The organism is Pseudomonas sp. ABFPK (assembly GCF_001586765.1).
GTDB classification, from domain to species: Bacteria; Pseudomonadota; Gammaproteobacteria; order Pseudomonadales; family Pseudomonadaceae; genus Aquipseudomonas; species Aquipseudomonas asiatica.
The window spans coordinates 100,620-113,166 of sequence record NZ_LQXW01000005.1; the positions used below are offsets into that span (position 1 = coordinate 100,620).

A 12,547-nucleotide genomic window follows, 5' to 3' on the forward strand; every position below is an offset into this window, starting at 1 on the left:
CCGCGAAGAGGCCGGCACAGGCGCCTCAGATCAGGAGCTATGCACCGGATCCACCTTGGCTTCCCGGTGGTTGGCCCAGTACTGGATCAGCTCTCGCAACTGCGACAGTTCCACCGGTTTGGCCATGTGCCCGTCCATGCCCGCCAGGCGGGCGCGTTCCTTGTGTTCGGCAAGTATGTGCGCGGTCAGCGCCACCACCGGGGTGCGCTGGCGCTGGTTGGCGGCTTCCCAGGCGCGCAGCTGCTGGGTGGCCGAGAAACCGTCAAGTATCGGCATTTCGCAGTCCATCAGCACCAGGTCATAGCGCTGCGCCTTCATCGCCTGCAAGGCCTCTTCACCATTGCTGGCGGTGTCGGGCTCGAGGTTGAGCTTGCCAAGCATGCCGCGGATCACCTTGGTCGAGATGCTGTTGTCCTCGGCGACCAGCACGCGGAAATCGCCGGGCAGGTCCAGTGCCTGGGGGATGCCGGGCAAACTGGCTGGTACGGCTTGCTCGCGGCCGCGCTGGGCCAGTTCTTCGGCCAGGGTGGTTTTCAGCGTGTAGCCGGCCACCGGCTTGGCGAGGATCCGCTTGACCCCGGCGTTGCGCGCAATGACCTTGCTCGGCGCGTTGCTGATGCCGGTGAGCATCACCACCAGGATGTCGTGGTTCAGGCTCGGGTCTTCCTTGATCTTGGCGGCCAGCTGCATGCCGGTCATGCCCGGCATGTTCTGGTCCAGCAGCACGGCATCGAAGTAGTCGCGCAGGTGGGCCTTGGTGCGCAGCAGGGCCAGTGCTTCCTTGCCCGACGGGACCGCGCTGACGTTCATGCCCCAGGCGCTGCACTGCTGTACCAGCACCTTGCGGCAGGTGTCGTTGTCGTCCACCACCAGTACGCGAGCATCACGCAGCGGGCTGTCGAGGTCGGCCGGTGGCTGTTCCAGGCGCGAAGGGTCCAGCGGCAGGGTCAGCCACAGGGTATTGCCCATGCCGGTGCTGCTCTTGATGCCGAACTCGCCCTGCATCAGCCCGATCAGCTGCTTGGCGATGACCAGCCCCAGGTGGCCGCCCAGCTTGTTGCTGGACAGGAAGTGGTGGCTGTGCAACTCGGCCTGCAGCAAGGCTTCGCGGTCAGCGGCCGGCAACGGTTCGCCGCTGTCCTGCACGGCGATGCGCAGGCGCGGTACCTCGCCGCGCTGGTCCAGCGCCACTACCAGCAGTATCTCGCCCTGGTCGGTGTTTTTCAGGGCATTCTCCAACAGGCTCGACAAGGCCTGGCGCAGGCGCGTCGGGTCGCCGCTGATCACCCGTGGTACCTGTGGTTGGGTGAAGCTGATCAGTTCGATGTTCTGCTGTTCGGCCTTGGCGCGGAAGATGTTCAGGCAATCCTCGATCAACGCGTTGAGGTCGAACTGCACGTCATCGAGTTCGATCTGCCGGGATTCCAGCTTGGAAATGTCGAGAATCTCGTTGATCAGCGTCAGCAGTTCGTTGCCGGCGCTGTGAATGGTCTGCACGTAGTCGCGTTGCTTGACCGACAGCGGCGTGCCCAGAAGCAGCTCGGTCATGCCCAGCACACCGTTCATGGGGGTACGGATTTCGTGGCTGATCTTGGCCAGGAACTCGGCCTTGGCGTTGATTTCGGCATCGCTGGCGGCCAGTGCGCGGCTGGCGCTGAAGCGCTCCTCGCTAATGCGCCGCAGGCGTTCACTGACGGCCAGGTTGAGCAGCAGGCCGCTGGCCACGGTCAGGCCCAGCAGGATGCACAGCAGCCAGGGCGTCGAGGTACGGGTCAGGCCCAGTAGCGCTGGCAGCAGCACCAGGCCACCGAGGTTGAACACCACCATGGCCAGGCTGAACAGACGTGCTGGCGCATAGCCCTTGTACCAATGGTAGCTGCTGACCAGCAGCATGCTCACGCTGCCCAGGGCCATCAGGGCGTAGGTCATCAGGTTGAGGGGCAGGGTGTCGACGAACAGCAGCACCAACCCGCTCACCCCGACCAGCAGCATCTCGCCCTGCAGCAGGCGGTTTAGCCGTGGCGAGTTGCATGGCGAGAAGAAATGCTGGGTGAAACCCAGCCCCGCCAGGCCGGCCAGGACCAGCGTCAGGTATGCGGCGGGTGTTTGCGCGCTATGCCAAACGTGCCACCAGGGGCCGCTGAGGTTCAGCAGGATCAGGCCGCTGAGCAGCATCAGGCCGTGGTACAGCGCCAGGATCAGGGTGGTGCTGGAGCGGCTGTAGATGAAGCGGATCAGGTTGTGCATGATCAGCATCACCAAGCCGCCGAACAGCATGCCGAACAGCAGTGGCTGGCGCTGGTCGGAGGCTGCCACGGCCGCAGGCTCCAGGCTGATGGCCGGGCGCAACTGGTGCTCGGAAACCAGGCGCAGGTAGATATCCAGGGGTTGCTTGCTGTTGGGCAGGGGTAGTACATGGTCGCTGCCACGTAGGGTCGGGCTGGCATTGCCTGCCTGGCGCCCGTGGTGCAGCTGACGCAGAAGCTTGTCGCCCTCGAGGGCGTAGAGGTCCAGGCCAGAAAGGTCTGGGGCGAAAACCCGCAGCAGTTTTTCCTGCTCGCCGGGCTCCAGGCGGTAGTGCAGCCACAGGGCCTGTTCCGCAGGAGCGGCATCCAGGTCGGCAAGTACCAGCGGGCTGAACTGGTTGCGGTAACGTTCGGAGCGCACGTCGCTCAGTTGCAGGTTGGCCTGTTCGTCGAGCATAACGGCCCAGCCTCCGTCATGTTCGGCCGCCGCCGGGAACATGCAGAGCAAGGTCAGCAAGCTGACGATCAGAGCTGAGGCAATCCGAAGCCGACGCACTACGAAATCCCTTCTTAGCCTAGGTGCCGGATATTAACTATGCGCGGCGCGCCAAGTCGAAGGCAAGGCCCCTTGGGGCCCTGTCGACGAGCCGGATGCCGCAGGCGCAAGGTGCTGGGGCGCGCTGCGGACGTCCGGTACAACTTACTGCTGGTGCTCACCGCGTTCGCGGGCGATGGCCCGGTAGCCGATATCGGTGCGGTAGAAACTGCCGTTCCAGCTGATTTCCTTGGCCAGGCGGTAAGCCTGCTGCTGTGCGTCGGCAACGGTGCTGCCCATGGCGGTGGCACACAGCACGCGCCCGCCGTTGGTGGTCACCTTGCCATCCTTGAGTGCGGTACCGGCGTGGAACACCTTGCCTTCGATCTTCGCGGCAGCGTCCAGGCCGTTGATCACGTCACCCTTGGCGTAGTCGCCCGGGTAGCCGCCGGCAGCCAGTACCACGCCCAGGCTCGGGCGCGGATCCCACTGTGCTTCTACCTTGTCCAGCGCCTTGGCGAAGGCGGCCTCTACCAGCAGTACCAGGCTCGACTCCAGGCGCAGCATGACCGGCTGGGTTTCTGGGTCGCCGAAGCGGCAGTTGAACTCGATGACCTTGGGGTTGCCCGCCTTGTCGATCATCAGGCCGGCGTAGAGGAAACCGGTGTAGACGTTGCCTTCCTCGGCCATGCCGCGCACGGTCGGCCAGATCACCTGGTCCATCACGCGCTGGTGAACTTCGGCGGTGACTACCGGGGCAGGGGAGTAGGCACCCATGCCGCCGGTGTTCGGGCCGGTGTCCTGGTCGCCGACGCGCTTGTGGTCCTGGCTGGTGGCCATGGGCAGCACGTTCTGGCCGTCGACCATGACGATGAAGCTGGCCTCCTCGCCGTCGAGGAACTCCTCGATCACCACGCGGGAGCCCGCATCGCCGAAGGCGTTGCCGGCCAGCATGTCACGCACGGCGGCTTCGGCTTCTTCCAGGGTCATGGCGACGATCACGCCCTTGCCCGCGGCCAGGCCGTCGGCCTTGATCACGATCGGCGCGCCTTTTTCCTGCAGGTAGGCCAGCGCCGGCTCGATTTCGGTGAAGTTCTGGTAGTCGGCGGTCGGGATCTTGTGACGCGCCAGGAAGTCCTTGGTGAAGGCCTTGGAGCCTTCCAGCTGGGCCGCGCCCTTGGTCGGACCGAAGCAGTCCAGGCCGCGGCTGCGGAACAGGTCGACCACGCCGATGACCAGCGGTGCTTCCGGACCGACGATGGTCAGGTCGACGTTCTTCTCGGCGAAGTCAGCCAGTTGCTCCAGGGCGCACACGTCGATGGCGACGTTCTCGCACTTGGCTTCAATGGCGGTGCCGGCGTTGCCCGGGGCAACGAAGACTTTCTCGACGCGTGGGTCCTGGGCGACTTTCCAGGCCAGGGCGTGCTCACGGCCGCCGCTGCCGATGATCAAAACTTTCATGTCAAAACCTCGAATTTTGTCTGGCCGATCCCGCTTCCTGTAGGAGCGGCCTTGTGTCGCGAAAGGGGCGCGTAGCGGCCCCAGGTTTTCAGCTTCGCAGCAGAAATTGCTGGGGCCGCTTTGCGGCCCTATCGCGACACAAGGCCGCTCCTACAAGGGCCGGCGATCGGCCCTGCATCTGTTTAGTGGCGGAAGTGGCGCATACCGGTGAAGACCATGGCGATGCCGGCTTCGTCAGCGGCAGCAATCACCTCGGCATCACGCATCGAACCACCTGGCTGGATCACGGCGCTGATACCCACTTTAGCCGCATTGTCGATGCCATCACGGAACGGGAAGAACGCATCCGACGCCATGACTGCACCCTGCACCTGCAGGCCGGCATGCTCGGCCTTGATTGCAGCAATGCGCGCGGAGTTGACGCGGCTCATCTGGCCGGCGCCGACGCCGATGGTCTGGCGCTGCTTGGCGTAGACAATGGCGTTGGACTTGACGAACTTGGCCACTTTCCAGGCGAACACCAGGTCGTTGATCTCTTGCTCGGTTGGCGCACGCTTGGTGACGATCTTCAGGTCATCGGCAGTGATCATGCCGATATCGCGGCTCTGCACCAGCAGGCCACCGTTGACGCGCTTGAAGTCCCAACCGGCAGCGCGCTCGGCAGGCCACTCGCCGCACTCCAGCAGGCGTACGTTCTGCTTGGCGGCAACCACTTCGCGGGCAGCCTGGGAAATTTTCGGGGCGATGATCACTTCGACGAACTGGCGGTCGACGATGGCCTTGGCGGTTTCGCCGTCCAGTTCGCGGTTGAAGGCGATGATGCCGCCGAACGCCGACTCGGTGTCGGTGGCATAGGCCAGGTCGTAGGCCTTGCGGATGCCGCCTTCGTCTTCAGGTACCACGGCCACGCCGCACGGGTTGGCGTGCTTGACGATGACGCAGGCCGGCTTGACGAAGCTCTTCACGCACTCCAGCGCGGCATCGGTGTCGGCCACGTTGTTGAACGACAGTTCCTTGCCCTGCAGCTGGACGGCGGTGGAAACGCTGGCTTCGCCTTTCTTCGCTTCTACGTAGAACGCCGCGCTCTGGTGCGGGTTTTCGCCGTAACGCATTTCCTGGGCCTTGACGAACTGGCTGTTGAAGGTGCGCGGGAACTCGCTGCGGCCTTCAGTGCTCAGGGTTTCTTTAGCCTGGTCGATGGTGCCCATGTAGTTGGCGATCATGCCGTCGTAGGCAGCAGTGTGCTCGAACGCCTTGAGCATCAGGTCGAAGCGCTGGGCGTAGGTCAGGCCACCGGCCTTGAGGCCTTCGACGATGCCGGCGTAGTCGCTGGCATTGACCACGATGGCCACGTCCTTGTGGTTCTTGGCAGCCGAGCGGACCATGGTCGGGCCGCCGATATCGATGTTCTCGATGGCGGTCGGCAGGTCACAGCCAGGCTTGGAGATGGTGGCTTCGAACGGGTACAGGTTGACTGCTACCAGGTCGATCGGCTTGATGCCGTGCTCGTTCATGATGGCGTCGTCGGTGCCGCGACGGCCGAGGATGCCACCGTGGATTTTCGGGTGCAGGGTCTTGACCCGGCCATCCATCATTTCGGCGAAGCCGGTGTAGTCGGCCACTTCCACCGCATTGACGCCGTTGTCCTTGAGCAGCTTGTAGGTGCCGCCGGTGGACAGGATCTCGACACCGAGCTGCTGCAGCTCACGGGCGAATTCGAGGATACCGGTCTTGTCGGAGACGCTGATCAGGGCGCGGCGGACTGGCAGGCGGGTAGTCTGGTCGGTCATTTCGGGTTCCAATAACGCGGTGGAGTCAGCAAAAAAGGCGCCTCTGTTCAGGGAGCCGCCTTTTCTGGTTGGGATTCTGGCTTACAACAAGTCGTACTGCTTGAGCTTCTTGCGCAGGGTGCCTCGGTTCAGCCCGAGCATCTCGCTGGCCTTGGTCTGGTTGCCCTTCACGTAGTTCATCACGCTTTCGAGCAGGGGCGCCTCGACTTCGGAGAGCACCAGGTTGTACACGTCCGTCACGGTCGCGCCTTCCAGGTGGGCGAAGTAGTTGTGCAGCGCCTTCTCGACGCTGTCGCGAAGGGTCTGGCCCTCTTCGCTCGGCGTGTTGAGGTGCTGTTTCAGGTTGGCGTTGTCGCTCACGGGCGTTGTTCCACTCACAAATGTCTCGGTCATCATCGTCATGCGGCCACCCCTTGTCCGTCCTCTGTCTCAAGGCTCTGTCGACGTTCGCTGAAAAACGCGCGAACGTTGGCGCACTGCGCTTGTGTGTCTTCCAAAGCGTTGAACCGGGAGCGAAACTCCTTGCCGCCGGGTCGTGTTGCCAGGTACCAGCCAACGTGCTTGCGGGCAATACGTACGCCCATCACATCGCCATAGAAGGCATGCAGCGCGGCCAGGTGCTCCAGCAGGATGCGTTCCACTTCCTCCAGCTGCGGCGCTGGCAGGTGTTCGCCAGTGCGCAGGTAATGCTCGATCTCGCGAAAGATCCATGGCCGCCCCTGGGCGGCCCGGCCGATCAACAGGCCATCGACCCCGGTGGCGTCCAGCACCGCCCGGGCCTTTTCTGGCGAGGTGATATCGCCGTTGGCAAAAACCGGGATCGACACCGCCTGCTTGATGGCAGCGATGGTGTCGTATTCGGCTTCGCCGGTGTACAGGTCGGCGCGTGTGCGGCCATGCACCGCCAGCGCCTGGATGCCGGCCTGCTCGGCAATCTTCGCCACGTTCAGGCCGTTCTTGTTCGTCCGGTCCCAGCCGGTGCGGATCTTCAGGGTCACCGGGACGTCCACGGCGCCGACCACGGCGTGGAGAATCTCGCTGACCAAGGCTTCATCTCTCAATAAAGCAGAGCCTGCGGCTTTGTTGCAGACTTTTTTTGCCGGACAGCCCATGTTGATATCAATGATCTGGGCGCCTGCATCGACGTTGGCCTTTGCCGCCGCTGCCATCATCTGCGCATCACCACCGGCGATCTGTACCGAGCGTGGCTCGGGATCACCTTCATGGATGCGGCGCAGGCTCGACTTGCGGCTGTTCCAAAGGCTCATGTCACTGGAGACCATTTCCGACACCACCATGCCGGCGCCCAGGCGCTGGCAAAGTGTACGGAAAGGCTGGTCCGTGACCCCGGCCATGGGCGCGAGGATCAGGTTGTTACGTAGTGTGTATGGGCCGATGCGTACCGCCGACATAGGTGATCCCTGTTGTGGGGCCGAATCTTGGAGTTCGAAAAAGGGTTGGCATGATACCCGCTCTCGGTGACCGGATAAAGATGGATTTGGATAAAATCTGAACAGTTGTCGGCTTATGACTTTTGGTATGGGTGAGGATCCAGGACCTTGCGCGGCCCCTGTGGGAGCGGGCCTGCCCGCGAAGCAGGCGGCGCAATGGATGGCACGGGCTTCGCCCGTGTTCGCGGGCACGCCCGCTCCCACAGGGCTGCTGGTTATTCCGGCGAACGGAAGCTCAGGCTGTAATTAACGGCCTTCGGCCCTGGGTCGAGGATGTCCAGGGCGATATGGATCGGGGTCTGGCTTGGCATTTCGCCGCGCCCGGCCAGTTCGCCGGACAGGTATTCGCTGGGCTTGAAGCGACGGCTGGCGATCAGCTGGCCATTGAGGTCGGCGAAGCGCAGCTCCAGCAGCGGGAACGGCTGGGCGAACGGCGCGCGGTTGTAGATGATCGCATCGACGATCAGTGCGCCCTTGAAGTCCGGGTGGCTGCGTACTACCAGGTTGCTGCTCTTGATTCGAGCGATATCGACGCGGGTCGGCACTTCGCAGCCGACCAGCGGGCAGACTTGCTGGAAGAGCGGCCGGTACTGGTCCTGGCGGGCCATTTCGTCGAAATGGAACCAGACATACTGGAACGCAAGCAAGCCAGCGGCCAGCAGTGTCAGGAAACCCCACAACAAGCGCTTGCCCCAGTTGGGCGCGGGCTGTTCCCAGCCCAGTTGCAGTGGGTCGTCGACCACATCTACCAGCGGCTCCTTGCGCGCCGGGCGCTCGGCTTTGCCGGCAAGGCCTGGTTCCAGGCGTTCGTCGGGAAGCGGCTCGACAGGTTCGTCGTCGCGCGCTGACAGGCGCAGCTCCAGCGGCTCGTCGTTCCGGGCGCTCAGGCCCCGTACAGGGGCCTCATCATCGCTGGCCCGCAGCGGTTCGTTGAATTCGGGGTGGTCATCGATTGCGGCGGTACGGTGTACCGGTGGTTCGTCGTCGATGTCCAGATCAAGATTGCCACCTAACGTCGGCTCGGTACGCTCGCCTGGGGCGGGTTCCAGGTCCAGCTCCAGGGGCTCCGGCTCCCGCAGCACGGGCGTGGGTTCTACCGCCTGTTGCGGCTCGAACGGCTCATCGGTTGCCGTACCGAACAGGTCGTCGGCATGTTCGTCCGGGTGCAGTTCGTCACGCCGCGCCTGCAGGCCGTCATCCTGGCTTGCCGGGCGAGCCGAGGCCGGTTGGCCGCGGCGCTCCAGGCGCTCCAGTTCCATGTCGAGGTCGAGCGATTCCAGCGCCTGGGTGGTGAGCGCCCAGTCCTCGTCCGAGGGGGCGCTGGGCTCGCTGGCGACTGGCTGGGGTGCGATCGCCGGTTCGACCAGCGGTTCGGCAGGTGCAGCTGGTATCGGCACCGCAGGTGCGCTGGCTCCGCTGGCGCGGTTCTGCTCCAGCAGCTGCCTGGCGGCGTTGAACACCTGCAGGCAGTGGCCACAGCGCACTACACCGCGGGCCACGCTCAACTGGTGGTGGGTGACGCGAAAGCTGGTCTGGCAATGCGGGCACTGGGTGACGAAACTGTCGGTCATGCGGCAATCCGGGAGCTGTGCAGAAAAGTATTCTAGGCCCGCTTAACGGCGGCGACCACTGATGCGCACCCAGCCGTCGCGCACGACGATCGGGTCCAGTTCGAAGTCGGCGGCATAGGCTGCGGCCACTTCCTCACCTTGCTCGGCGAGGATGCCCGACAGCGCCAGCAGGCCACCTTGGCGGACCAGGCCGGACAGTTGCGGTGCCAGCGACACCAGCGGGCCGGCGAGGATGTTGGCGACCAGCACATCGGCCTGCATGGCCGGCATGTTCACTGGCAGGTACAGCGCCAGCTTCTCGTCGGCGATGCCGTTGCGCTGGGCGTTGTCGCGAGAAGCCTCGATGGCCTGTACGTCGATGTCGGTACCGACCGCCTCACGGGCGCCCAGCAGCAACGCGGCGATGGCCAGAATGCCCGAGCCGCAGCCGAAGTCCAGCACCTGGGTGCCTTCGAGCTGCTGGCCGTCGAGCCATTCCAGGCACAGGGCGGTGGTGGGGTGGGTACCGGTGCCGAACGCCAGGCCCGGGTCGAGCAGCAGGTTCACCGCGTCCTGTTCCGGGGCCTCGTGCCAGCTTGGCACGATCCACAGGCGGCGGCCGAAGCGCATCGGCTGGAAGTTGTCCATCCAGCTGCGTTCCCAGTCCTGGTCCTCGATCACCTCGGCCTGGTGCTCGGGCAGCTCGGCAGCGGTCAGCAGGCGCAGGTGGGCGAATACCTGCTCAGGGTCGGCATCGGCCTCGAACAGGGCCAGCAGGTGGGTGTGCGACCACAGCGGAGTGGTGTTGAGGTCTGGCTCGAAGATCGGTTGATCCTCGGCGTCCATGAACGTGACCGAGACGGCACCCACTTCGAGCAGGGCATCTTCGTAGGTTTCGGCTTGTTCCGGGCTGATGGCCAGGCGTACTTGCAGCCAGGGCATGGCGGGCACCTTTGGTAAATCGACAGGGGCAGCCCTAGGCTGCGCGAAGGCTGGCAGTTTACGCGAGTGCGGGGGATTTGTGGATCTGGGCTGCTGTGCAGCCCGTTCGCAGCACAAGGCTGCTCCTACAAGAGATCACATACCCCTGTAGGAGCAGCCTTGTGCTGCGAATAGGGCGCGAAGCGCCCCCGGAATGCATCAGACAAAACAGAGGGAAAGCGACTCAGCTATATAAGCAGGCTTCTCCTCACCGTCGATCTCCAGCGTGGCAATCGCCTTTAGCAGCCATTGCCCCGGTCTCTTTTCCGTCACTTCGGCCAGGTCCACCTTCAGCCGTACCTGGCTGTCGACCTTGACCGGCTGGATGAACCGCACGCTGTCCAGCCCATAGTTCACCACCATCTTCAGCCCTTCCGGCAGAACCAGGATGTCCTCGATCAGCTTGGGAATCAGCGACAATGTCAGGAAACCGTGGGCGATGGTGCAGCCGAATGGGGTTTTTGCCGCCTTTTCCGGGTCAACATGGATGAACTGGAAATCGCCGGTGGCTTCGGCGAACAGGTTGATGCGTTGCTGGTCGATCTTCAGCCAGGCCGAGCGGCCCAGTTCCTTACCAACGTACTGCGAAAGCTCTGTAACCGGTACATGGGGCATCGCGGACTCTCCGGGTTGTCAGTTGGTACGAAAGTGCAAGATCAGCACGGCGAACCGTTTCAGTCAAGTTGCACGTTTTTCGACGAATATCGGTATATGACGGCACATGCTTATAATGGCGGCCATGCCCGAGGGAGATGCTTATGCTGTTGCGTGGTTTGACCTGGCTGGTGCTATTCCAGCTGCTGGGGACGGCAATCAACCATCTGTTGGTGCCGTTTCTGCCGGGGCCGATCATCGGCCTGTTGCTGCTTTTGTTCTTCCTCATGGCCCGTGGTGAGGTGGGCAAGCCGCTGAACGAGGCCGCCAGCAGCCTGCTGCGTTACCTGCCGCTGTTGCTGGTGCCACCAGCGGTGGGGGTGATGGTGTATGCCAGGGATATCGCCGCCGACTTCTGGGCCATTGCCGGTGCCTTGCTGATCTCCTGCCTGGTGACCCTGGTGTTCGTCGGCGTGTTGATGCAAAAGCTCATCCACCGTCAGGTCCGGAGCGAGGAGCAGCCATGATGCTCGACTGGCAAGGCGCACTGGATGCGGTCGTTCATCATCCCTTGTTCGGTATCGGCATCACGCTTGGGGCCTACCAGGTGGTGCTGGCGGCCTACGAGAAGACCCGCTGGATCTTCCTGCAGCCGGTACTGGTCTCGATGCTGCTGGTGATCGGCGTGCTGCTGGTGTGTGGCATCGACTACAGCGAATATCGCAAGAGCACCGAAATCATGAACATCCTGCTGGGGCCTGCCACCGTAGCCCTGGCTGTGCCGCTCTACCTCAACCTGCGGCGTATCCGACAGCTGTTCTGGCCCACATTTACTACGCTGGTAGTCGGAGGCCTGTTCGCCACGCTGTGCTGCCTGTTGCTGGGCTGGTGGTTCGGTGCCGAGCACATGATCCTGATGACCATGGCGCCGAAGTCGGTCACGTCGCCGATCGCCATGCTGGTGGCTGAGCAGATTGGCGGCGTGGCTGCCTTGGCGGCGGTGTTCGTGCTGATTACCGGGGTTATCGGGGCAATCTTCGGCCCGGCGTTGCTGAGCCGTTTTGGCGTGCATAGCCCCGAGGCCCGTGGCATGTCTTTGGGCGTGACCGCGCACGCAGTGGGCACTTCGGTGGCCCTGCAGGAAAGTGACGAATGCGGCGCCTTTGCCGCGCTGGCGATGAGCCTGATGGGGGTGGCCACGGCGGTGTTCCTGCCGCTGGCGGTCAGCCTGGTGGCTTGAGGACTTGTGATGACGCTACCGCTGTTTCCTCTCAATACCGTGCTGTTTCCTGGTTGTTTCCTCGATTTGCAGATTTTCGAGGCACGCTATCTGGACATGATCGGGCGCTGCATGAAGCGGGGCGAAGGTTTTGGTGTGGTGTGCATCCTCGAAGGCGAGCAGGTCGGCAAGGCACCGCCGGTGGTCGCCTCGATCGGCTGCGAGGCGGTGATCCGTGACTTCGTGCAGCAGGATAACGGCTTGCTGGGTATCCGCGTCGAAGGCGTGCGGCGCTTCAACCTGGAAAGCACCGAGGTGCAGAAGGACCAGTTGCTGGTGGGGCAGGTGCAATGGCTGCCGGAGCAGGCGGACAGCCCGTTGCTCGAGGCGGACGAAGACCTGCTGGCGTTGCTGGTGGCCCTGGGTGAACACCCAATGGTCGAAGCCCTGGACATGCCGCGGCCTGTGGACGGGCGGCAGACGTTGGCCAACCAGTTGGCGTACCTGCTGCCCTTCATGGAAGAGGACAAGCTGGATCTGCTGACCCTCGACTCGCCACAGGAGCGGTTGGGGGAAATCCAGAAGCTGCTGGAGCGGATTCAGGGTGAATTGTTTGCCTGATACTGCTGTGTTGCCAGTGCCGGCCTCTTCGCAGCACAAGGCTGCTCCTACAGGCTGACGAGAGCCCTGTAGGAGCAGCCTTGTGCTGCGAAGAGGCCG

11 protein-coding genes are annotated in these 12,547 nt (G+C 63.6%); 3 read left to right on the plus strand and 8 right to left on the minus strand.

Annotated features, from left to right (window positions below; all coding sequences use genetic code 11):
- Positions 1 to 30: 30 nt before the first annotated feature.
- From WM94_RS05275 to WM94_RS05310, 8 genes are all read right to left on the minus strand, one after another.
- Positions 31 to 2,802, minus strand: coding sequence for a hybrid sensor histidine kinase/response regulator (locus WM94_RS05275; RefSeq protein ID WP_061550638.1), 2,772 nt, complete (start codon positions 2,800 to 2,802; stop codon positions 31 to 33).
- 144 nt (positions 2,803 to 2,946) lie between these two features.
- Positions 2,947 to 4,242: a phosphoribosylamine--glycine ligase gene (purD, locus tag WM94_RS05280; protein WP_013974372.1), complete on the minus strand. Its 1,296-nt coding sequence runs from the start codon at positions 4,240 to 4,242 to the stop codon at positions 2,947 to 2,949.
- Between the two features lie 182 nt (positions 4,243 to 4,424).
- Positions 4,425 to 6,032 (minus strand): bifunctional phosphoribosylaminoimidazolecarboxamide formyltransferase/IMP cyclohydrolase, encoded by a 1,608-nt coding sequence (purH, locus tag WM94_RS05285; RefSeq protein WP_061550639.1) that lies wholly within the window; start codon positions 6,030 to 6,032, stop codon positions 4,425 to 4,427.
- An 81-nt stretch (positions 6,033 to 6,113) separates the two neighbouring features.
- Positions 6,114 to 6,434 carry a DNA-binding transcriptional regulator Fis gene (fis, locus tag WM94_RS05290; protein WP_012274390.1) on the minus strand — a complete coding sequence of 107 codons (321 nt, stop codon included), beginning with the start codon at positions 6,432 to 6,434 and terminating at the stop codon, positions 6,114 to 6,116.
- Entirely contained in the window at positions 6,431 to 7,444 is a 1,014-nt protein-coding gene (gene dusB / locus WM94_RS05295; protein WP_061550640.1) for a tRNA dihydrouridine synthase DusB, read from the minus strand. The genes fis and dusB overlap by 4 nt, the downstream gene beginning before the upstream one ends.
- 254 nt (positions 7,445 to 7,698) lie before the next feature.
- Entirely contained in the window at positions 7,699 to 9,054 is a 1,356-nt protein-coding gene (locus WM94_RS05300) for a DUF3426 domain-containing protein (RefSeq protein ID WP_061550641.1), read from the minus strand.
- A 42-nt stretch (positions 9,055 to 9,096) separates the two neighbouring features.
- Complete coding sequence (gene prmA, locus WM94_RS05305) at positions 9,097 to 9,975, minus strand: 50S ribosomal protein L11 methyltransferase (protein ID WP_061550642.1); 879 nt, start codon at positions 9,973 to 9,975, stop codon at positions 9,097 to 9,099.
- Positions 9,976 to 10,173: 198 nt separating this feature from the next.
- Complete coding sequence (locus tag WM94_RS05310; RefSeq protein ID WP_039613549.1) at positions 10,174 to 10,629, minus strand: MaoC family dehydratase; 456 nt, start codon at positions 10,627 to 10,629, stop codon at positions 10,174 to 10,176.
- A gap of 143 nt (positions 10,630 to 10,772) precedes the next feature.
- Between WM94_RS05310 and WM94_RS05315 the strand changes: the two genes are divergently transcribed.
- From WM94_RS05315 to WM94_RS05325, 3 genes are read left to right on the plus strand one after another with little or no spacing between them, the layout of a single operon-like run.
- Entirely contained in the window at positions 10,773 to 11,135 is a 363-nt protein-coding gene (locus WM94_RS05315) for a CidA/LrgA family protein (protein ID WP_061550643.1), read from the plus strand.
- On the plus strand, positions 11,132 to 11,848 hold the full coding sequence (locus WM94_RS05320; RefSeq protein WP_013974365.1) for an LrgB family protein: 717 nt from the start codon (positions 11,132 to 11,134) through the stop codon (positions 11,846 to 11,848). Before WM94_RS05315 ends, WM94_RS05320 begins: the two co-directional genes overlap by 4 nt.
- Before the next feature lie 9 nt (positions 11,849 to 11,857).
- A complete protein-coding gene (locus WM94_RS05325) occupies positions 11,858 to 12,448 on the plus strand; it encodes an LON peptidase substrate-binding domain-containing protein (protein WP_039613550.1) in 591 nt (196 codons plus the stop codon).
- Positions 12,449 to 12,547: the final 99 nt, after the last annotated feature.